17 protein-coding genes are annotated in these 24,272 nt (G+C 27.9%); 15 read left to right on the top strand and 2 right to left on the bottom strand.

What is annotated here, in order from left to right; genetic code table 11:
* Positions 1–24: 24 nt before the first annotated feature.
* From AC07E4_RS03125 to AC07E4_RS03165, 9 genes are all read left to right on the top strand, one after another.
* Positions 25–696: a helix-turn-helix domain-containing protein gene (locus AC07E4_RS03125; RefSeq protein WP_040328196.1), complete on the top strand. Its 672-nt coding sequence runs from the start codon at positions 25–27 to the stop codon at positions 694–696.
* 105 nt (positions 697–801) lie between these two features.
* The gene (locus AC07E4_RS03130; protein WP_478215700.1) at positions 802–4,383 is read left to right on the top strand and encodes a S8 family serine peptidase; all 3,582 of its coding nucleotides are present in this window, start codon (positions 802–804) and stop codon (positions 4,381–4,383) included.
* Positions 4,373–6,193: a S8 family peptidase gene (locus AC07E4_RS03135; RefSeq protein WP_478215701.1), complete on the top strand. Its 1,821-nt coding sequence runs from the start codon at positions 4,373–4,375 to the stop codon at positions 6,191–6,193. The genes AC07E4_RS03130 and AC07E4_RS03135 overlap by 11 nt, the downstream gene beginning before the upstream one ends.
* A gap of 173 nt (positions 6,194–6,366) precedes the next feature.
* Positions 6,367–7,626 (top strand): double-cubane-cluster-containing anaerobic reductase, encoded by a 1,260-nt coding sequence (locus AC07E4_RS03140; RefSeq protein ID WP_478215702.1) that lies wholly within the window; start codon positions 6,367–6,369, stop codon positions 7,624–7,626.
* 36 nt (positions 7,627–7,662) lie between these two features.
* Positions 7,663–7,917, top strand: coding sequence for a putative Se/S carrier protein (locus tag AC07E4_RS03145; protein WP_478215703.1), 255 nt, complete (start codon positions 7,663–7,665; stop codon positions 7,915–7,917).
* A gap of 330 nt (positions 7,918–8,247) precedes the next feature.
* A complete protein-coding gene (locus AC07E4_RS03150) occupies positions 8,248–9,621 on the top strand; it encodes a peptidoglycan-binding domain-containing protein (RefSeq protein ID WP_478215704.1) in 1,374 nt (457 codons plus the stop codon).
* Between the two features lie 253 nt (positions 9,622–9,874).
* Entirely contained in the window at positions 9,875–10,564 is a 690-nt protein-coding gene (locus AC07E4_RS03155; RefSeq protein ID WP_040328192.1) for a response regulator transcription factor, read from the top strand.
* Positions 10,548–12,056 carry a sensor histidine kinase gene (locus AC07E4_RS03160; RefSeq protein WP_040328191.1) on the top strand — a complete coding sequence of 503 codons (1,509 nt, stop codon included), beginning with the start codon at positions 10,548–10,550 and terminating at the stop codon, positions 12,054–12,056. The genes AC07E4_RS03155 and AC07E4_RS03160 overlap by 17 nt, the downstream gene beginning before the upstream one ends.
* 154 nt (positions 12,057–12,210) lie before the next feature.
* Complete coding sequence (locus AC07E4_RS03165; RefSeq protein ID WP_040328190.1) at positions 12,211–14,010, top strand: heme NO-binding domain-containing protein; 1,800 nt, start codon at positions 12,211–12,213, stop codon at positions 14,008–14,010.
* A gap of 40 nt (positions 14,011–14,050) precedes the next feature.
* Here the strand turns inward: AC07E4_RS03165 and AC07E4_RS03170 are convergent, their stop codons facing one another.
* Positions 14,051–14,956 (bottom strand): radical SAM protein, encoded by a 906-nt coding sequence (locus AC07E4_RS03170; RefSeq protein ID WP_040328189.1) that lies wholly within the window; start codon positions 14,954–14,956, stop codon positions 14,051–14,053.
* 186 nt (positions 14,957–15,142) lie between these two features.
* On the opposite strand from AC07E4_RS03170, the gene AC07E4_RS03175 reads away from it, so the two are divergent.
* Entirely contained in the window at positions 15,143–15,460 is a 318-nt protein-coding gene (locus tag AC07E4_RS03175) for a hypothetical protein (RefSeq protein ID WP_148361092.1), read from the top strand.
* A gap of 353 nt (positions 15,461–15,813) precedes the next feature.
* Here AC07E4_RS03175 and AC07E4_RS03180 read toward each other — a convergent pair whose 3' ends face one another.
* Positions 15,814–16,878 carry a YkvI family membrane protein gene (locus AC07E4_RS03180; protein ID WP_478215705.1) on the bottom strand — a complete coding sequence of 355 codons (1,065 nt, stop codon included), beginning with the start codon at positions 16,876–16,878 and terminating at the stop codon, positions 15,814–15,816.
* A gap of 193 nt (positions 16,879–17,071) precedes the next feature.
* Here AC07E4_RS03180 and splB point away from each other — a divergent pair, with 193 nt between their 5' ends.
* The 5 genes from splB (at position 17,072) to mnmL (ending at position 24,231) form a co-directional block, all read left to right on the top strand.
* Complete coding sequence (gene splB, locus AC07E4_RS03185) at positions 17,072–18,079, top strand: spore photoproduct lyase (RefSeq protein WP_478215706.1); 1,008 nt, start codon at positions 17,072–17,074, stop codon at positions 18,077–18,079.
* 149 nt (positions 18,080–18,228) lie between these two features.
* Entirely contained in the window at positions 18,229–20,286 is a 2,058-nt protein-coding gene (locus AC07E4_RS03190) for a methyl-accepting chemotaxis protein (protein WP_478215707.1), read from the top strand.
* Between the two features lie 195 nt (positions 20,287–20,481).
* Positions 20,482–21,036 (top strand): sigma-70 family RNA polymerase sigma factor, encoded by a 555-nt coding sequence (locus AC07E4_RS03195; RefSeq protein WP_478215708.1) that lies wholly within the window; start codon positions 20,482–20,484, stop codon positions 21,034–21,036.
* A complete protein-coding gene (locus AC07E4_RS03200) occupies positions 21,029–22,423 on the top strand; it encodes a DUF4179 domain-containing protein (protein ID WP_478215709.1) in 1,395 nt (464 codons plus the stop codon). The genes AC07E4_RS03195 and AC07E4_RS03200 overlap by 8 nt, the downstream gene beginning before the upstream one ends.
* Positions 22,424–23,295: 872 nt before the next feature.
* On the top strand, positions 23,296–24,231 hold the full coding sequence (gene mnmL, locus AC07E4_RS03205; RefSeq protein ID WP_430830192.1) for a tRNA modification radical SAM protein MnmL/YtqA: 936 nt from the start codon (positions 23,296–23,298) through the stop codon (positions 24,229–24,231).
* The last annotated feature ends 41 nt before the right edge of the window (positions 24,232–24,272 follow it).

A 24,272-nucleotide genomic window follows, 5' to 3' on the forward strand; every position in this document is an offset into this window, starting at 1 on the left:
AGTCCTTAAGTAAGGGGTAGTAATATGAGTAAAGTAGGAGAAACTTTAAAGAAAGCTAGAAACGACAAAGGAATGAGCCAAAAGCAATTAGCTAAGAAATTAGGAGTTTCTGAAGGTTTTATAAATGAAGTTGAAACTGGTCGTAAAGTTATAAATGAAAAAATGATGGAGAGAATTGGAAAGGTTTTAGGTGGAGAACTTAAAACAGCTTCTACAATGTTCCAAGACATAGCTTACGAAGAGTCTAAAACAGTTAAAACGGAAGTTAGAAATAAAGCACCAGAAAAAATCAATGAAGTATGGGATGATGCTTTTGGATCAGTAATAAAAACTATAGGAATTTATAATTATGATTTATCAAAACCTGTAGGAAATAAACAATTACCTATAATATCTAAAAAAGTTGAAGGTTTTAATGCAGATAAAGTATTATTTATAAAAATTGCAAATGATGATTTAATGGGTTTTAGAATTTGTGAAGGTGATGTAGCATTTGCTAATCTAACAAGCGAAATAGAAAATAATGCTATTTGTCTTATAGATTATAATAATGAAAGAGTAATAAGACAAATAAAAAGACTAGATGCAAGCAAAATATTACTTATAAGCAATAAAAATTCATTAAGAACAGAAACAGTATCACATAAAGACATAAAAGTCATAGCAAAATTAAATAGAATTGAATTTGAATTATAATTAACAAAAAGTATCTATAGTAGGTTAAATTTCTACTATAGATACTTTTTTTTATTTTAAGTGCATAAAATTATAAGTGAATAATAATATTTGGAGTTGAAAGTTTTGGAGAATTTTGAGGGCTTTTTAAACTTAATTTTGAATATACCAAGGGGATTATTAAACAAAGTTTCAGCAAAGTATAAGCAAACCTTAAGTGGAGAAAAAATTGAATTAATTGTATTATATAGTACTGATTTTCAAATTGTTAAATCTAAAGTAGAAAGCATAGGTGGTGTATTAGACGACTTAGGTTATGGATTTGGCATTGTAACAGTGAATTTTAGTGATGTAGAAAAAGTTGGTTCAATAAATGAAATACAATATATAGAATTACCTAGAACTGTTCACTATGATAGTGAAAGTGTAAACTCAGCATCATGTATAAATACACCCAGAATAAATTATGGATTAACAGGGTTAGGTGTAGTAATAGGATTTATAGATTCAGGAATAGATTATATGCATCCTGCATTTACAAATGCTGATGGAACAACAAGAATAGACTATATTTACGATTTAAGTATTGGAAAAATTTATGATTCAAATCAAATAAATGAAGCATTAAAGTCAAATGATCCTCAATCTATAGTAGAACATGTTGATAAGGTAGGACATGGTACTCATGTAGCTGGTATAGCAGCTGCTGGTGGACGAATTCCCAAAGAAAATTATGGTGTAGCACCAGAAGCTTCAATAATTATGGTTAAGCTTACTAGGGAAGGCGAGGGAACATTTACAAAAAGTAGTCAAGTTATGAGAGCCATAAGATTTTTATTAGATAAATTTAGGGAGTTAAAAAAACCATTAGTAATAAATTTAAGTTTTAGTACAAATGATGGAGCACATAATGGAGGAACTCTTTTTGAACAATATATATCAGTAATTAGTGCATTAGAGAGGATAAGTTTTGTTTGTGCAGCGGGAAATGAAGGAGATAAAGGTCATCATGTAAGCGTAGAGGTAAATGAAGTATCTAAAATAGAACTTAATGTAGCTTCTGGAGAACCAGCATTGATATTTCAATTATATAAAAAGTTTATATCTGATATAAGTGTGCAAATTATTGCACCAGATGGAAATAGAACTCCAATAATAAATTTTAATAGAGCATATGTAGAAGGTAATTTAAGGGGAACATATTATTTTATATATAAATCAGGGCCACTTCCATTTAATATAGGAGGAGAAATTATATTAACATTAGTAGCACAAAATGAATACTTACTAGAAGGTGTTTGGACAATAGTATTGTATAGAGAGGGAAAGGAAATTACAAGTGTTGATGTTTGGCTACCTATAAGTGAAGCACTAAATAGGCAAACAAAGTTTTTAAGGCCAACAGTATATAATACACTTGGTATACCTGGAACAGTTCAAAATGTTATAACAGTAGGAAGCTACAATAGTAATATTGGTGATATATCCAGTTTTTCTGGAAGAGGAAGACTAAATTCAGAGAATATAAAGCCAGATATAGTAGCACCTGGACAAAATATAGTTGGGCCAATACCTGGTGGTGGATATGATGAATTAAGTGGAACATCAATGGCAACTCCAGTAGTTTCAGGAGCAGCTGCATTATTACTACAATGGGGATTTATAAAAGGAAGAGATCCATACTTATATGGAGAGAGATTAAAATATTATATATTAAAGGGAGCAAAACAGATAAAAGGCAATGAAGATCATCCTAATCCAACATGGGGATATGGAACATTGTGCTTAAGAGATTCCTTAGAAATTTGGTTAAATGAAGAACCTCTTAGATATAGAGATGCAGCAGGTATTAGAGAAACTGAGGTTAAAAATAATATAGAAAGTCCATTTATTACAGAAACCCCTAATGAAGAATTAGAAAAGTGCGGGAAATTATTTAATAATGTAGATTATGATAATTATTTAGTTCAGTATTTGGGAGATGTAAGTGAGGAATACAAGAACAATTCTAATGTGTGTGTGTTTAAATTAACAAATTCAGAGGCTTTAATAGTAGTTAAAAAGGGGACTATTGAAAATGTAGTTAAAAACAGTAAAACAATAGTTGGATATAATGAAACCAAATTATATACATTATCAGAAATATCTCCACTTGAAACATCGAATGTACTAAAGTTTCATAGCAATCAATTTTTAAAATTAAATGGTACTGGTGTAATTGTAGGAATAATTGACACAGGTATAGATTATTTAAATAAAGAATTTATGACAGAAGACAATAAAACAAGAGTAGCTACTATATGGGATCAAAGTGCAACAGTAGGAAAACCACCAGAAAATTTTTCATATGGTGCAGAGTATACTAGAGAAGAAATAAATAGAGCTATTGAGGAAAGCATGAACGGGGGAGACCCGTATAAAATAGTACCACAAAAAGATGAGAATGGACATGGTACTGAAGTGGCTGGAATTATTGGTGCAAGAGGGATAAATGGAGTTTTAGGAGCAGCGCCAAATTGTGAATTTGCAATTGTGAAATGTCAAGAATCAGATAAATCTGTATTAGAACAAAATGGAGTTTTTAATAAAAAGACATTTATAACAGGAACAACAGGATTAATTTTAGGTATAACTTATTTATTGAATTATCACTATAAGGTAGATAAGCCATTGGTTATATGTATACCAATGGAGAGTAATGCTGGTGGTCATGATGGAACTGGACTTGTAGAAAACTTCATAGATAGATATACAAATATTAAGGGGGTAACAGTTGTAACAGGAACAGGAAACCAAGGGAATACAGATACACACACTAGTGGAAAGTTAAATAAAACTGGAGAAATTCAAACAGTAGAAGTACAAGTTGACAAAAATCAAAAAGGATTAATGATTTTTATTTGGGCGAGAACTCCAGATAAAATTTCTATAGGAATAACCTCACCAAGTGGAGAAAGTATAGATAGGATTCCAGTAAAATTTGAAGAAGTGGAAGATTTATATTTTATATATGAAAAGACTAATGTAAAAGTAAGATATTATGTTGCGGATAAGTCCTCAGGAAATGAATATATACAAGTACTTATGACTAATCTTAAAGATGGAATTTGGCAGTTTAAAATTTTTGGGGATTATGTAGTTGATGGGAACTACGATTTATGGATGTATCAAAGAGCATTGCTGGAAGCTAATACTAGGTTTTTAAATCCAGACCCATATATAACACTATCAACCCCTGGAACTGCAAATTATGTTATAAATACAGCTTATTATAATCAAGATAAAAATACATTGATGGCGGAATCTGGAAGAGGTTTCACTAGAGATAATAGAATTAAGCCGGATATTGCTGTTGGGGGAGTAGGGGTATTGACAACAGGACTAAATAATGAAATTAAAAAGGTTACAGGATCTTCAGCAGCTACTGCTATTTTAGCTGGAGTAGTAGCATTACTACTTCAATGGGGAATAGTGGAGAAAAATGACACGCTTTTATATACACCTAAAATAAGATCTTATTTAGTTCGTGGAACTAAAAAAAGGCCAGGCGATATATATCCAAATAGAGAATTTGGTTATGGAATATTAGATTTGAATGGTGTTTTTGAAAATATAAGAAGTATTTCTAGTGAGGAAAACAGACTCTTTATTAAATTTCCGAATGAATTTAAAAATATAATAGAGAGGAGAGAGGAGGATGAAAAATAGTAGGGAAAAAACTAAAGTAGATAATGAATGTGGAAAAAACTATTTAAGTGATGATTATGAAGCATATATAGTGGAATATTATGGAGATATAGTATCAGAACTTAAAAACAAAGATTATGCATGTGCAATGATTATAAATTCTGTTTATGCTATATTGGCAGTAAAAGTAGGTGAAATAGATAGATTAGTAAAAGAGGTAAAAAACATAAAAAACGTAGAAGGAAATATAATATATTCATTAACTGCAGTATCACCATTAGAAGCTTCTAATATAAATAAATATCACGGTAATTCATATTTAAACTTAACTGGAGATGGTGTAATTGTAGGTATTATAGATACAGGAATAGATTACCTAAGTCCAGAATTTATAAGCGAAGATGGTAAAAGTAGAATTTTAAGTATATGGGATCAAACTTCAAATATGGAAAATAATAATGGCTATTATTTTGGAAATAAATATAGTAATAGTGAAATTAATAAGGCAATAGAAGCATCAAAAAAAGGTGAGGATCCATATAGCATTGTTTTTAGCAAGGATGATAATGGGCATGGTACTCAGATGGCAGGAATAATAGGTGCTCGTGGGGTTAATATAGAACAAGGTGCAGCTCCAAATTGCAAGTTTGCTGTAGTTAAGCTACAAGAAGCTAGTGATAGAGCTATGAGGCAAAATTGTCTTGAACGGCTTCAGTATCCTGTTTATCAAACATCCGACATATTACTTGCAATTAATTATTTATATGAATTAAAGCAATATTTTAAGATGCCCATGGTTATATATATACCACTTGCAACTAATTTTGCAGCTCATGATGCTAGTGCAATTGTAGAAAGGTATATTGATTCTATATCGAGGACAAATGGAACACTAGTTGTCACCGGATGTGGAAGTCAGGGGCAAAGTGAAACACATTATAGAGGCAAAATTGAAAAGACAGGAGATATTCATACTGTTGAAGTTAGGGTAGATCAAAACCAAAAAAATTTAATATTGACAATTTGGGCAACTAAACCAGATAGAGTATCAGTTGGAATTGTTTCACCAAGTGGAGAGATAATTGAGCCCATACCAGCTAGAATAAAAAAAACAAAAGAGGCAAAGTTGATTTTTGAGAATACAAGTGTAATGGTTATATATAATTATCCAGATGATTATAATGGCGATGAAAATATACTAGTACTAATTAAAGATATAAAACCTGGAATATGGAGATTAAATTTAATAGGTGAATATATATTATTTGGAGATATAGATATATGGATGTATCAAAGGGAACTATTGGGAACAAATACAGGCTTTTTAAATTCCAGTCCATATATAACATTAACAGTACCATCTACTAGTTATAGTGCTTTGTCAGCTGCTTATTATAATCAAAATACTAATAGTGTAGTAGTTGATTCAGGACGTGGTTATACAAGGGATAATAGAATAAAGCCAGATGTAACTGTTGGTGGAATTAATGTACAGACAATTTCTCCAGGTGGAAATATAGTTAATGTTTCTGGGGCTAGTGTGGCGGCTGCTGTTTTAGCAGGTGGTATGGCATTGTTTTATCAATGGGCAATAGTTGAAGGAAATGATCCTAATATATATGCAAGTAAAATAAAATCATATTTATATAGTGGAACTATAAAAAGAAAAGGTGACATATACCCAAATAGGGAATGGGGATATGGTATTTTTAATTTAGAAGGAATGTTTGATACAATAAGGGGAATAAATTCTGAGCCAAGAAGTTATGAATTTAAAAAATTGGATGATACTGATATGTTCAGTGATAAAATTTTTATAAGAATTCCTTAATTATTTTATTGGAGAAATCAAATAGATATATTAGATCTATTTGATTTTTTTATAGTTATTTGAATATTGTAAAAATAACTCAACAATATGATAGAATTTAATTGACATAATTTATTTTAAAATACAAAAAAATACACAAAGGTTAAATAAATTATTATATTGGAGGATGTATTATGGCGGATTATAGAGAAATGTGGAAAAGTCTAAATGTAGATTTAGAAAAACATGATCAATTGTGTGAGATATTACCAGAACTTTATAGTGCTACTTATATGGAACAGGAAAATAGACCAGAAGGAATGAATTACTTTAACTTTGTGGTTTCAGAGGTTCATGGACTTAGAATTCAAGAACTAGAAGATGCAAAAAAAGAAGGAAAAAAAGTAGTTGGAACATTCTGCGTATTTGTACCAGATGAGATTATATTAGCAACAAATTCAATAGGCGTAGGATTATGTGCAGGATCACAATTTTGGGTTCCGGGTGGTGAAAAAGTATTACCTAAAAACTTATGTCCATTAATTAAGGCATTTACAGGAGCCTTAGTAGACAGAACATGTCCGTATTTCTTAGCTTGTGATATGGTAGTAGGGGAAACTACTTGTGATGGAAAGAAAAAAGCATGGGAGATAATTGGAGAAAGAAAACCAATTCATGTTATGGATTTACCACAAATGAAAAGAGAAAAAGATTTTAAAATGTGGGCAAATGAAATTAAATTATTTATAGAAAAAATGGAAGAATTCACAGGCAATAAAGTTACTGTAGAAAACTTAAAAAAATCTATAGATATATGCAATAGAAAGAGACAAGCATTAAAAAGACTTTATGACTTAAGAAAACATAGACCAGCTCCAATAAGTGGACTAGATTCTTTATTGATTAGTCAAATAGCATTTTATGATGAACCAGAAAGATTCATAACTAAAGTTAATGAGCTATGTGATGAACTAGAAGAGAGAATAAAAACTTTAAAAGATACAGGTAAAAAAAGAATATTAATAACAGGAACACCAATGGCATTACCAAACTGGAAATTACATTACATAATAGAAAATTTAAATGCTGAAGTTGTTGCAGAAGAATCCTGTACAGGAACAAGATATTTTGAAAACCTAGTTAGTGACAAAGGTGAAACTTTAGATGATTTAGTGACTAATTTAGCTAACAGATATTTAAATATAAACTGTGCTTGTTTTACACCAAACGAAGGCAGAGTAGAAGATGTTTTAAGATATGTAAAAGAATATGATGTAGATGGTGTTATAGATTTTGGATTATCTTTCTGCCATACTTATTCAATAGAATCAAATAAGTTGCAAGAAGAATTAAAGAAAGAAAATGTACCTGTAATAAGAATTGAAACAGATTATGGAAATGAAGATTCAGGACAAATAAAAACAAGAATAGAGGCATTCTTAGAAATTATGTAATTTCTAAAAGAAATGTTTTGTAAAAGGAAGATATCTATGGATAATATAGAGTATTATATATTATTTTATAACTACACAGAGGGAACTAAACTTGAAAAGGTATTAAAACAAAATAAAATAAAATATGTTGTGTCACCGACACCTAGAAAATTATCTTCATTTTGTGGAATATCAATAAAATACTCATATGAAAATGAAGATAAAATAAAAAAATTGGTAGAAGAAAATGATATAACTATTAAAGGATTTTTTACCTTGAAAAAAGAAAAAAGAAATGTCTATGGATTATAAAGAATAAAAAGAGTTGAAACTTTGTGTTTCAGCTTTTTTTATATAAAAAATTAAATTTTTTTAAGAGTTAAAATTATAATCATTGGACAATAATTCTATTTTTAGAAGATAGAGAATACAGTAAATTATGATAATGTAATTAGCATATGACAGGTGTATACTTTCTATTTATTAGTATTATTCGCAATAAAAAGTAAGGGTTAGAAATAATAATTTACAATAAAGGGTTAAATCAAGACATAAAAAATAATGTAAAATATATAATTAAATCACAATAAATGTAAATGTACATATAATATAATGAATTATAAGTTGGGTGAGGAGTAGATTATGGCGGATAAAGGTAAGATTTTAGTAAATGTCTATAAAGGCAAAAGTTATGTACCGTTAAAAGATATTAATGTAATATTAAATCCATCAGAAAATAAAAGTGATGTTATAAGCTTAAAAACTAATGTTATAGGACAAACAGAAGTTGTAGATGTAGGTGCACCACCAATAGAATTAAGTCAAAAGCCTGAGTATACTGAAAGACCATATAGCCTTTGGGACATAACAGTAAGAGGTGAAGGCTTTAAAGAGGTAGTTATAAAAAATGCACAAATATTACCAGATGTTACAGCAGTACAAGATATAAATCTAATGGAAACAGGAAACATGAGAGAAACAGAAGTAAAAGAAGAGGTTATAGATGTTCAACCAAACAGGCTTTATGGAAATTTTCCACCTAAAATTCCAGAAGCACCTGAAAAAACATTACCTAAATCACCTGGTGGAGGATTTGTTGTTTTAGATCAAGTAAGTGTTCCAGAATATGTTATAGTACATGCAGGAACTCCAACAAATACAGGAGCTCCAAACTACACAGTACCTTTTAAAGATTATATTAAAAACGTAGCAAGTTCAGAGATATATGCAACATGGCCAGAAAGTACAATAAGAGCTAATATATATTGCATATTATCATTTACATTAAATAGAGTTTTTACAGAATGGTATGAGGGAAAAGGATATAAGTATACTATTACAAATTCAACTGCTTTTGACCATGCATTTAGTTATGGAAGAAATATATTTGATAATATAAGTAGGATTGTTGACGAAATATTTACAAGCTATATAAAAAGAAGAGGTGCAAAACAGCCTTTATTAACTCAATATTGCGATGGTGAAAGAGTAAAATGTCCTGGTTGGCTAACACAGTGGGGAAGTAAGTATCTAGGAGATCAAGGTAAAACTCCATATGAAATTTTAACACATTTTTATGGTAACGATATAGATTTAGAAAAAGCACCTAAAGTTTCAGGAATACCTAAATCTTATCCAGGATATACACTAGAAATAGGAAGTAATGGAGAGCCAGTAAGAAATGTTCAAACTTATTTAAATAGAATCTCACAAAACTATCCACTAATACCTAAAGTTGCAGTAGATGGAGTTTATGGGCCTACTACAGCTGAAAGTGTAAAAGTTTTTCAACAAATATTTAATTTGCCACAGACAGGAAAAGTTGATTATGCAACATGGTATCAAATATCTAATATATATGTTGGAGTAAGTAAAATTGCAGAACTTAGAGGATCAATTGGTCTAAATGATAATGAACTTGAAAATATATCAAGAGAACTTGGAATATTTGTACCACCAACATTTATTACAGGTAGAGGACTTGACATGCCAACAATAGATTTTCCAATTGAATAAAGATAAGTTAGGGAGAGAAAAGTGTTCTCTCCTTTTTTTAGTATTTATATAAATATTTCAATATTTAGATTAAAAATATAAGATTTTGTAATGATAATGAAAAGAATATAAGATAATATATAATATAGGAATCAAATATAAAACTATAATTATCAAATGATAAAAGAATAATTTGAAAGATTAAATTAGAAATTTAAAATTTATAATGTTTAATAAATTATAAAATAGAATAATTTTATGGGGTGATTTTAAGATGAATAAAACGATTTTAGTAGTTGATGATGAAGAGAGTATAAGAAAACTATTGGCGGCATATTTAGGAAGAGAGAATTACAATGTATTACAAGCGTCTAATGGTGTTGACGCATTAAATAAATTAAAAAGCAATGAAGTACATTTAGTATTGTTAGATATAATGATGCCTATAATGGATGGGTTTGAAGCACTTAAATTAATTAGAAAAGATTATGAAGTACCTGTAATTATGATAAGTGCTAAGGGTGAGGAAGAGGATAAGTTATTAGCCTTTGGAATTGGTGTTGATAACTATGAAACTAAGCCATTTAGTCCTAAATTATTGGTAGCTAAAGTAAATGCTTTAATTAAAAGAACATATGGTGAAGAAAAAGAAGAAGATGTGTATGAGTTTAATGGATTGTGCATAAATGAGAAAGCACATAATGTAACTGTGGATAAAGAAAGCCTTTCACTTACACCAACAGAGTTTTCACTACTTATGTATTTTGTAAAAAATAAAGATATAGTACTAACTAGAGAACAAATATTAGATGGTGTTTGGGGATATAATTTCATAGGAGACTTTAGGGTTGTTGATACAAGTGTAAAAAGACTTAGAGAAAAGCTAAAGGAAAAATCAAAGTATATTCAAACAGTAAGAGGATTTGGATATAAGTTTGAGGTAAAAGATGAAGAAGAAGTATAGATTGTATATTGATAGTATAAATAAAAGTATCTCAAAAAAGCTATTTTTAATAACAACAGTAGTTTTTATATTGTTTTTAAGCTTTACATTAATAGTTCAAAGAATATTTTTTGAAAGTATGTATTTTAATAAGAAAAGTAGTAATATACAAGTAAATACTTTAAAATTTATAGATGAATATAATAAACTTCATGATTATAATGAAGTTACAACTTTAATAAAGCAATATGAAGAAAAAAATGGTATGTATGTAGCAGTTGTAGAGAATAGACCAGAACTTCCTATTGCAATAAATATTGAGGTTGGTGAAGGTGGAAACAAGAGAAGAAGATACATTATAGATATAATAAATGAAATGGAAAAAGACGCAAATGTAATGAATAGACTACTTACAGGGAAGTTAGTTATATTTAAGGTAGAAGGGTCTTATAATGACAATAAAGATTTGGTATGTGCTAAAATCGATAATAGCAGCATAATAATATCTACAGCCTCACTACTTCCAATAAGTGAGGGAATAAGTGTTATAGAGGAATTTTATAAATTCTTTTATGCAGTTGCCATATTTATAATAATACTATTATCATATGTATACTCAAATATGATAACTAATCCATTAAGAAAAGTATCTGAAAAAGCAAAGAAAATGAGTACTTTAGATTTCAGTGAAAAGTGTCAAGTTGAATCACAAGATGAAATTGGAGATCTTGCAGTTACTTTAAATTTTCTTTCTGAAAATTTAAACAGTGCATTAACATGTTTACAAAGTGCCAATATACAATTGCAAAGAGATATTGAAAAAGAAAGAAAACTAGATCAGATTAGAAAAGAATTTGTTGCAGCTGCATCTCATGAATTAAAGACACCAATAACTATAATTCAAGGTTATACAGAGGGACTAAAAGATGGTGTATTTACAATGGAAGAGAGCGCTGAATCACTAGATATAATAATTCAAGAAACTAATAGGATGAGCAATTTAGTAAAAGATATGCTAGAATTATCGGCACTTGAAAGTGAATCAGTAGATTTAAATTTATCTGTTTTTAATTTAGTAGAATTAATTCATAATATGGTAAGAATTTTATCTAATAAAATACAAGATAAACACATAGAGGTATATGAAAATTATTATAGTATAGCAACAATAGAGGCTGATAAGTTTAGAATGGAACAAGTAATAACGAACTTTTTAACAAATGCTTTAAGATATACAGAAGAAAATGGAACTATTTTCATAACAACTAGAGAAGAAAATGGTATTATAAGGGTAAGCTTTGAAAATACATGCAATAAATTAAGTGATGAAGAATTAGAACGTGTTTGGAAGAAGTTCTATAAAGTTGATAAATCAAGAACAAGAAAATTAGGAGGAAGTGGGCTTGGTCTTTCAATAGTAAAAAATATATTAGAACTTCATGGTTTTCAGTATGGAGTAAGAAATACTGAAGTAGGTGTTGAATTTTTCTTTTATTGTAATGTAAAACAATAAGCGATAAAAACAATTAATTAATAATATCTATTAAAAAAGAAAAATATGTGTTAAAATGGTAATCTAGTAAAAGTAAATATTTTATTAATTTTTATAGAAGGAATTATAAATACTAACTTAAAAATTTTGTATTTATTATAAAGGGGGAAAAAAGATGAAGGGTACAGCTGTAAGTGCATGGTTTAAAACATGTAGAAAACTTTATGGAAATGATTTTGTGGATGAAGCTATGTCAAGTGCTGGGTTTATAAAGAAAAAATTCTTTTCACCAGCTGAAGATGTTGATGATGCAAAGGTAGATAGGTTTATAGAATACATTTGTAAACATAAGGGAATTAGCACAAAAGAGTTATGGTTAAAAATTGGACATGACAATATTTACTCATTTGCAGAAGATTTAAAAGTATTTTTTAAGAAAGATAATACTTATTCATTTTTAAAATCACTACAAGATATTCATTATGCTATGACTAAAAAACTGCCAGGTGCTAATCCGCCAAGTGTAGATATAGTGGCTATATCTAACAGAGAAGCAGTTATAACTTATAAATCTAAAAGACGTATGTTTGATTACTTTATTGGTATGCTTGAAGGAAGTTTTTTATATTTTAATGAAAAAGCAGAATTTGAAGTTATAGAGCATAACGATACAACAATGAAAGTTAAAATTACATTTAATGAAGATATTAAATATAAAAAGCATTATAGGATAAATGAAGTATTGTCACTTGGAATGTTAAAAAGTGTTTCTTTAAAAGTTGCACTGTTTACTTTTGTTACTTTATTTGTTTTAAGTATTCCATTAGTAGGTCTTAAAAGTATATGGAAGGCGCTAATAATAGGAATATTAGGTGGTGGATTAAGTGGCATTTCAACTAAGGTTTTAATGATGCCATTAAATCATATATATAAAGTTATTGATAATTTAAATGGTAAAAAATTCATGGAAGAAAGTAGTCTTACAACAAATGATGAATTTGAAGTCATTTATAACAGATTAAATGAACATATAAAAGGAATGAAAAGAGAGTTTATAGGATTAAAAGGAATAACAGATGAATTAACATCTTTTGCTGATAAACTTGGAAATATATCAGAAAATATGTACTCAGCTTCTGGAGAAATTGTTAGTGTTGTAAACGAAGTTGCTGATACATCGGTTGAACAAGCAAATAATACTGAAAGTGCAGCATCTGTATTAAACGACAATATATCTGCACTTAAAGATATAGTTGAAGATGAAAATAAAAATAAAGAAGAGTTAGAATCTACTATAGGAAAGATAAATGATAGTTATTTAAAAGTAGAGGAAACAAGTAAAAATATATTAGAAACTTTAACTGGATTCCAAGATGTTAAATTAAAAGGAACAAAATTAGGTGAAAGAGCTAAGGATATAACTAATATAGTATCAATTGTAGCTCAAATATCAGATCAAACTAATCTATTAGCATTAAATGCATCAATAGAAGCAGCAAGAGCAGGAGAACAAGGAAGAGGTTTTGCTGTTGTTGCAGAAGAAGTTAGAAAACTAGCAGAGCAGACTAAAGATGCAGTTAAAGAAATAAATAGTAAGTTAAGTGAGTTTGTTGGTGATATAGGAAGTTTAGTTAATAAAATAGAAAGTGAATATGATATACTTCAAAAAGAAACATCAGGATTAGAGTCTGTAAGGGAAACTAATAAGGAAACTGCAGTATCAGTAAAAACTGTTGCAGCAACAATGATACACACAATAGAAAATTTAGATGATAGAGCAATGTCTATAGCTGGAATGAACGACACTATAGAAACATTAGCTGCAACAGCAGAACAAAACTCAGCATCATCACAAGAAGTAAGTGCTAATGTTAATGTTTATACAGAAGAAATAAGAAATCTTACAGAAAGTATAAATGAATTTAATGAGATAGCAAGATACTTTAGAGAGAGTTTAGAAGAATATGTAGTTTAAAAGATAAGGATAGAATTGAAATTATCAATTCTATCCTTTTTTATACGTTATCTAAATCAAAATCAGGTATAAAACTTTCTTTTTGAGTACCTTCTTCTTGTATAAATGCATTTTTAAATCCAAGTTCACTACAATAATCAACTAGAGCATCATAATGTTTTGGATTTAATGGTTTTGTAAGTTCAGGAAACTTACTAGCATTATAAAATGGTGTATATTGATTCATTAAACTTAAAAATACATCATCTTTAAAAGTTTTATAAATATAATCCACTATTTTTTTAGAGTCAAATAAAAGACCTGGTAGCATTAAGTGGCGAATTATAACTCCCTTTGTCATTATTCCATTATCATTAAATTTAGGAGGACCTACCTGTCTAAACATCTCATTTATTGCTTTTGTAGCCATTTCAAAATAATTTTTGGCATTTGAATATTTTATAGCATATTTGTCATTAAAATATTTTAAATCTGGAAGGTAAATATCTATATAACCATCTAATAATTTTAATGAATCTATATTTTCATATCCATTAGAATTATAAACTATAGGAAGTATTAAGCCCTTTTGTTTAGCAAGTTTAACAGCTTCAATTATCTCAGGAATATAATGAGTTGGAGTTACTAAGTTTATGTTATTAACACCTCTAGATTGTTGTTCTATAAATATTTCACTTAAACGTTCTATAGAGATGTCTTTTCCAACACCATCAGTGCTTATTTTATAGTTTTGACAAAACACACATTTTAAATTGCAATTAGAAAAGAAGACAGTGCCAGAACCCTCTGTACCTGAAATACAAGGTTCTTCCCAAAAGTGCTTAGAAACTTTAGCAACTCTTATTTTTTCTGATGCAGAACAAAAACCTAACTTTCCGTCTAGTCTATTCACATTGCAGTGTCTAGGGCAAAGATTACAATTTTTTAATATATCTAAATTACTCATAAAATCACCTTTTCATAAAAATAAGAAAACAAGATAAAACATCCTGCTTTCTTATAATCATATCAAAAATATTATTTTGTATCAAAAACTTTATGACAATCCCATAATAACTTTAAAAATGAAATTTGAACATATAGTGCAAAAAACATAAAAATTAAAATAGCAATCAAGAGAATTGTTAATAATGTGTTAGATACAATTGCTGCAAAAATCAAAAGAACAAAATATATAAGTATAGATATAAATATTTTCAAGAAGTATTTTGAAATAGTTTCTGCCTTTAAAAACATGATATTATTTGATTTTTCTTTATATAATTTACTTATACCAGAAGACAAAATAGAGTTAGTATACAAAGCTAAAAATACAATGAAAAATGAAGAAATTGAAGTTAGAATGAATAGAACATTATTATTTGATATATTCATAGTAGAAACTATTATAAGCAGTATAACATCTAATATTAAAGTAATTAATGAAAAGATAAATGCTTTATTAAATTGAGGTAGTTTAAATTTTTCTTTTAACTTTTTTAAATAAATAATTACTATAAAAGATGAAATAATTATTAAAATGGATGATAATGTGTCAAAGTTTTTATGAAAAATGTTATTTAATAAAGAAAAGCAAATTGATGAAACCATATTAAACAATGAACAAATAAAAATTATTAAAAATTCCATGTTAAAGCCTCCTTTTAATTACATCTATAATTAAATATAGCATTATATTTAGGAAGAATAACTTATTATAAGTAAAATTTATAAAAAATTTCCAAATTACAGTAAGGAAACATTTAACTTACATTAATTAAATTAAAAAGTGACAGTCATTAATTTTAATGACTGTCACTAATATTAGCGACATTTCTTAAAGTAAAAAGTAAAAATTTGAGTAATAAATACAAGGCTTATTACTCCAAAACCAGGGTAAAGATATGTTATTAAATTTTTGAAACCTAGTTGAGATATAGGTATAGCAATAATCATTATTATGATAACTGCAGTTTTATAAGAAATATGATATTTTTGCTCTAATGTTTTACCAACGCTATAAATATCTGAAACTTCTGTTGAGAACATTTCACACCATATAACAATTAAAAGTAGAATTTGAAGTAATGGTCCAAATCTGCTTACAACATGTAGTAATGGAATTTCATATTTAAATATTTCAGGAATATTTACAAGGAGCATTGAATTTATAAGGAATGATAAAAATGTTAAAAGTAATGCTCCAATAGTAACACCAATGAAAATAGATAGCTTGTCTTTCATTTCTTTACTAATAGGAACTAGAACACCACTGCAAAATAAGATGTTAAAGCCTCCATAGAGAAATGATGAAATAATCCATTGACCAGGAACTAATAGCTCTTTATGAATAGGAACAGTTTTCATAAAACTTAAGCTCATATTTCCTCTAAAGTTAATTAAGTAGCATATAAATACTGTAATTATAATTGTTGTAAGTGAAGGAACTATTAAGGAATTAATAGTTATAAGTCCCTCAGTCCCCCTAAGCAAGACTATTATTGAGATTAATGACATAATAAGAACACCAACAATACTTGGAATGGCAAAGTATTGTTTAAGTAGAGCACCGCTGCCAGCTAGAATTATAGATGCACTAGCAACTAGAAATAAACCTGTCAAAATATCTGTTATTTTGCCAAGAAATCCAGGACTAACTAGATTTATAAAGTCGGAATAGGAATTAAGGTTAAATTTCAAACTTATAGAAACCATTGCACAGCTAACGGTTATGTATAGTACTGCACAAATAAGAATTCCAATAAAACCTTTGTAGCCATAAGTGGTAAAAAATTGAGTGATTTCTTGACCAGAGGCAAGGCCTGCTCCAACTATTGTACCAATGAAAACAGTAGCAGCCTGGAATATTAAAATTAATCTTTTTTTCAAGCTAATCTCCCCCATATTTTATATATTTTGCTTGTCTACTTTAAATATATAGTCAGTACAGGCTATTTATTCATTAAGTTAACTAAATTTGATTATTACTTTATATAGTGAGTGTATTAATAAATAAAATTATAATGAAAGGGTTAAACTTTTAATAAATAAATTAGAAAATAGGAGAGGTGAAAGTTAAAGTATGTTTAATCCTAGAAGAGTTATTTTTGAAGAGGATGCATTAAATTATGATAAAGGCAAAGAATTGTTTGAAAGATTTAAAAAGGAAAATGTTGAAATAAAGTATTCTAAAAATGGAAGGATAACAGGAATACCAGGAAAGAGTAGTACAGAGATGTATGAGGAAGGTAAAAATACACTAGTTGTTGGAGTTAGAAAAAAATTAGATTTTCAAAGTTGCAAACCATCAGCGCATTATCAATTGCCATTAGTGAGTGGATGCATGGGTATGTGTGAATATTGTTACTTGAATACTCAAATGGGCAAAAAACCATATATAAAAATTCATGTAAACGTAGATGAAATATTAGAAAAAGCTGGAGAATATATAGAAGAGAGAAAACCTGATATAACTATTTTTGAAGGAGCAGCAACATCAGATCCAATACCAGTTGAAGAATATACAGGTGCTCTAAAACAAGCAATTGAGTATTTTGGACAAAATGATAAGTCACTTTTTAGATTTGTAACTAAATTCACAGATGTAGATAGCCTTTTAGATGCTAATCACAATGGAAGAACTACTATAAGATTTAGTTTAAATATAAATGAAATTATAAAAATGTATGAGCATAAAGCAGAGGATTTTCAAAGTAGAATAGCAGCGGCTAAAAAGGTAAGTGATGCAGGTTATCCAATTGGATTTATAATTGCACCAGTTTTTCTAATAGATGATTATAAAGAAAAATACTATGAAATGTTAAAGTATATAAAAGCAGTTATAGATAACGAAAATTTGATGTTTGAAGTTATATCACATAGATTTACAAAAAGAGCAAAAGACAATATTTTAAGTATATTCCCTAATACAAAATTACCAATGGAGGAAGAACTTAGAAAATTTAAATTTGGTCAATTTGGTTATGGAAAATATATGTATACTACTGATGAGTTAAAAGAATATAAAGATTTCTTTACTGAGAGCATAAGCGAGCTTTGGAGGAAGGAAAATATTAACTATATTATATGAGACAATTAAAGAAAATAAAAAATTAATAAAAAAAATCAATATTTTCCATTAATATCCGTAAATATTTGTATAAAATTCACGATAATTGTTTATAAGTAAAAAATATTAATTTAATATTAATTTAATTTGTGGGAATTGGGGGATTACACATGAAGTTTAAAAGAATTAGTGTAAGGATATTAATAGTTATATTACCAGTAATAATAGTTGCAATGCTCTCATTAGGAACTATTGCTGGGGTTACGAGCAGGGAGATTATCTCAGATGAAATTAGTAAACAAATGAATTCAGAGTTGCAAGCTGAGACCACTCAGATTATGAAAGAAATTGAGGAAGTTTCAACAATAGCAACAAGTATATCCAATAGCATTTCTTCATCATACACACTTATGCCAATAGAAAAATATGAAAAAATTCTTGAAAAATCAATATCTCAAAGTAATATAATTTTAGGTAGCGGGATTTGGTTTGAACCTTATGTATATGATAAAAATAAAAAGTATGTAGGACCATATGTTTATAAAAAAGATGATAAAATAGTTACAACATATGAATATAGCAATGAAAAATATAATTACTTTAATCAGGAATATTATATTAATTCAAAGAATGCGACAAAGCCAGTGTTTACAGAAGCGTATTATGATGAAACTACAGATAAAACCATGTCATCTTGCTATATTTCAATTGTAAACGAGAAAAATGAGTATATAGGATGTATAACTGTAGATATAGATCTTACTTCAATACAAAATGTTATTTCAGATATTAAATTTGGACAAAGTGGAAGAGCATATATGGTAAATTCTAAGGGGGTATACCTTGTTAGTGATGAAGAAGATAAAGTTATGGAAACTCTTATATCAGAAGATTCGGAAGGTAGTGTTGCAGCGTTTGGTAAAAAACTTCTTGAAAATGCAGAAGGAAGATACAATGGTGAGTATACGAAAAATGGAACAAAATACAATGCATACGCTCAAAAAATTGATAAACTTGGATGGACAATTATTATGGAAATATCCCAAGATGAATTAAATTCTCCAGTTAGAAGTTTATTAGTTAAGTTATTCATAATAGGAGTATTAACAATTGTTTGTGCTGTTCTAGCTGTATTATCACAAGTCTTATATTTAACTAAAAACATAAAAAATGTGGGTAAATTTGCTGCTGAATTATCAGATGGTAATTTTACAATAGATACTTTAAATATTAAAACTGAAGACGAATTAGGTAAAATGGGAAGTGCATTGAATAAAATGTATCTAGAAAATAAGTCAGTTATACAAACAATATCTAATGAGTCAGATGAATTAGATGATTCAAGTAAAAAATTAGATACTGTTACAGAAAAACTGTTAAATTACTTTGTAAAAATAAAAGAATCTATTTCAGAGATAAATGGAAATATGATGACATCTAGTGCAGCTGTACAAGAACTTACTGCATCAGTTGAAGAAGTTAACTCTAATATAATTGAGCTAAGTAGTGAAACAGAAAAATGTAATGATATGACTAATGATATAAATGATAGAGCAAAAAAAGTAAGAAATGCAAGCAATGAAGCTTTTGAAAAATCAAATAAACTAAGTAAAGAATTTGAAGAAAGATTAAATTCAAGTATTGAAAGCTCTAGAGTAGTAGAAAGTATTGGAGGTATGGCTGAAGTAGTTTCTAATATTGCAAAGCAAATAAACTTATTATCTCTAAATGCTTCTATAGAGGCAGCACGTGCAGGTGAACAAGGAAAAGGATTTGCAGTTGTAGCAGCTCAAATTGGTAAACTTGCAAATGAAACATCAACAACTGTAGATGAAATTCAAAAGACAATTAAAGTAACTCAAGATTCAATTCAAGGTCTTATGTTAGATTCTAAGGAAATGTTAGAGTTTGTTAGGGAAACAGTAACACCTGATTATAATTCATTTGTTGGAGTTGCAGAGCAATATGGAGAAGATGCCGAGGCTATAGAAAAATTCACATCATATCTTGGCAATATGGCATTAGGAATTAAAAATACTATGAATGAAATAAGTTTAGTAATTCAAAATATAGCTGAGTCAGCACAAGATACTTCTGATAGCAGTAATAATATTATGGAAGATGTTGATTTAGTGTCTAATGTAGTTGATGAAGTTAAAGAAATGGCAGAAGAGCAAGTTAATATATCAAAAACAATGGACACAATGGTAAGTAAATTTAAATTTTAAATAATAAAAAGACACATTTCAAAATTTGCATTTATGTAGATTTAGAGATGTGTTTTTTTGTTTTAGAATTTTTTAGTCATTATATTTATCTTAAAAGTAAGAAGGAGGTTAAAAGAAAATGATGAATTAAATAATTATAATTTAATGGAACTTTTCCTAATGGTTAATTATCTTAAGAAGGAGAGGTGATAAATTTTGGAAGAAAAGGATAATGTATTGAGTATTTATGATTTGAAAAAGTGTAAATCAAAGAAGAATATTGTAACAAAAGAGATGTTTATAGAACTTGTAAAAGAAAACAAAATTTCTTTATATAGATTAGCTAAAAGTATATTAAAAACGGAAGTTGATGTTGAGGATGCTATAAGTGAAACTGTTTTAAAAGCATTTAAAAATATAAAAAAATTAAAATCATTAGAGAGTTTTAAGCCGTGGATAATGAGAATTTTAGTTAATGAGTGCTATTCAATTATTAATAAGAAAAGCAAGGTTGAATTAGAAGAAGATATGGAAGTATACAATTTGCAATATGAAGAGCAAGAGGAAAAAACATTAATTTGGGCAGTTAATAAATTAGATGGTGAATTTAGAACAGTAATTATATTATTTTATTATGAAGATATGAGTATAAGGGATATTAGTGGTGTTTTAAATATACCTGAAGGTACTATAAAATCTAGACTTAGTAGAGCAAAAGGTAAGTTGAAGTTAATAATAGAGAACGAGAATGGAAGTGATATAATTGGATAAGTTTGATGAAATGATTAAAAGTAGTATATCAAAAGAGAAATGGGAAGTACCTGAAAGTTTAGATGACAGATTAAATGAAACTTTTGAAAACTTAAATAGAGTAAAAAAACATAAGAAAATATCATTAAAGCTTTTGATTTCAGTTGCTATAATTATGACGTTAATGGTTACTACAGTTTTAGCAATAAATTCTGATGAGGTAAGGCAGGTTATAAATACAGTAAAACTATATTTCCAAAGCAATAAAGATTCAAAATATAAATCTGGAAAAGAAAACATTGAAAGATTTAGTAATGAAGTGGGTATTACAGTTGAGCAAAATGGAATAAAGTTTACATTAGATAGCATAGCAATGGATGATAATTATATAATTTCTTTTTATACTATAGAGAGTGAAAAATCAATTCCAATAATGGTAGATGATTTTATGCAAAGTTATTATAAAAAGCGTGAATTCCCAATTATAAATAGTGATATAGATGGAAAAATAGTGAGAACAAGTGATTATGAAGCATATTTTGAAAGTGATAAAAAGATAAAAGGTGTTGTAAGAACAAATTTAAATTCTACTGAAGTAAGGGAAAACGCTGAATTTACAGTTAGAACTACAGGTATATTTGGTGTAAATGGAAGATGGGAGATAAAAACAAAATTAGATAAAAGCAAGATTGAGCCTAATTCGAGGACCATAAGAATTAATAAAAGATTTGATGTGAAAGATGATTATTCAAATTGGAGTCTGATTATTAAAAAAGTATCTATATCACCATTAGGAAATCAAATAGTTTTTTCCAATGCAGGAAATTTTGAAAAGTATGGGATAGAATGTTTTGCATTATTTGATGATAAAGGAAATGTGTTAGACACAATAAGTACACCTGTTAATTTTGATGAAAACAATGAAATGGCAGTAGAATTTCTTAATGGAGATAAAAATAGTAAATATGTAAAAATAGTACCAATTAAATGTGAAATAAGAGATTGGGAACATAAAGAGTTGATTATAGATGTAGATAAGTTGCCAATAGAGGTTAGAACAAATTCAATGGGGAGTATAGTCATAGATGGTGTTGAATTTGGAGATAATTACTCAAAGGTAAAGTATCATAAAAAGGGATTAGCTTATAATGGTTGGGATTTGTATATGAATTTCACAGATGAGCAAGGAAATGACCCATCAATATGTAACGCTATAGAGACGAAAAATGGAATTTTAAGAGTTGGTATAGATGAGAGTGCAGTAAATAGAAAAGAAAATGGATTTGAGTATATTACAATGTACTACAAAGAAAAATGTGATTTTTCTAATTATAAACAGATTCGTATTAACACAGAGCCAGAGTATGAACTTATGGAAGATAAAGCAATACAAATAGATTTACAATAAAATAGTTAATTAATATATAAAAGTCAAAGAAGCTACTTCTTTGACTTTTATATATTTATAGGAATCCAAGTTGGAACTTTAAGTTATTCATGTTTCAGTTGAGAAAGAGAAATTTAAAGTGTTATACAAAATTAACAATTAACAATGAAGGATAAAACTGAAGTATCAGTTTTTAAAATCAATTTTTATGATAATTTGCTAAGCAAATTACTTGAAAACAATATAAAAACGTAGTTTTTAAGCATTTCTATTTTTAGATATTAAAAGCGAAGTGAGTAATATCAACTATAACTTTTCACTTTTAACTCTTACTTGGTTCCAAATATAAAAATAGAAATAAACTGTAAGCTTAATAATATCATTTGATAAAGAGATTACTTTAAATTTGAACTTGAAACCCTATAGTAGATTTTTAAAATGTTTTAGGAATAATGAAAATAGACTATAATAAGAATAAAATATAAAAATATTTCTTGGAAATAAATTGAAATAGGTATTAAATATTATTAGTAAGTAACTATAGGAATACAAGTTGAAAAATGAAATTGTTCTTATTCCAATTAAGAAAGAGCAATTTAAAGTGTTATACGAAATTAATAATTAACGATTAACAATTAACAATGAAGGATAAAACTGAAGTATCAGTTTTTTAATCAAATTAGTTAAAACATATAAAAAAACTAGTTTTTTTATACTTATATTTCTATTTTAGATATTAGGAATGAAATGATTAATATCTACCATAATTGTTAATTAATAACTACTAATTGGTTTCAAACATGATAATAGAATAAACTGTAATATCCGTAGTATCTTTTTGATAAAGAAATTGTTTTGAACTTGGAATCCTATATTGAAAGAAAGGAATAAATATGAAGACAGAATGGAATGGCAAGAGATATCATACATTAAATTATTTTTTAAGAGAGAAGTTTGGAGAAAAGATATTTAAGATATCTTTAGATGCAGGTTTTTCATGCCCTAATAGAGATGGAAAAGTTAGTAAGGGGGGATGTATTTTCTGCTCTGAAAGAGGCTCAGGAGATTTTGCAGGAGATAGAGCTTTTTCTATATCTAAGCAATTTGAAGATATAAAATTAATGATGAATAAGAAGTGGAAAGAAGGAAAATACATAGCTTACTTTCAAGCATATACAAATACTTATGCAAGTGTAGATGTTTTAAGAGCAAAGTATGATGAAGCAATAAATAATGAAGGTGTTGTAGGACTGGCTATTGCTACAAGACCAGATTGTTTAAGTGAGGAAGTTTTAGATTTAATAGAGGAATATTCAAAAAAAATATATACTTGGGTGGAGTTAGGGCTTCAAACATCTAATGATGAAACTGCGAAAATTATAAATAGGGGATATAAATTGGAAGTTTTTGATGAGGCTGTAAAAAATTTAAATAGTAGAAATATTGATGTAGTAGCTCATGTTATTTTTGGATTACCTAATGAAACTAAAGAAGATATGATAAATACTATAAAATATATATCTAATAGTGGAGTAAAGGGCATAAAAATGCATCTACTTCATGTTATGGAGAATACACCGTTGGAAGTTATGTATAAGCATGGTAAATTAAGACTTATGGAACAAGATGAGTATATAGAGACTATATGTGAAGCTGTAACATTGTTGCCACAAGATATGGTAATACATAGACTTACAGGTGATGCACCAAGAAACTTATTAGTTGGACCAATGTGGAGTTTAAAAAAATGGGAAGTGTTAAATGCAATAGATAAAAAAATGGAAGACGATAATTTATATCAAGGAAAAAACTTTATAAGTAATAAATAAATTAAACTGTAAGCTAATAGTATCATTTGAGAAAGACATTA

It is taken from the genome of Clostridium amazonense, assembly GCF_056431285.1.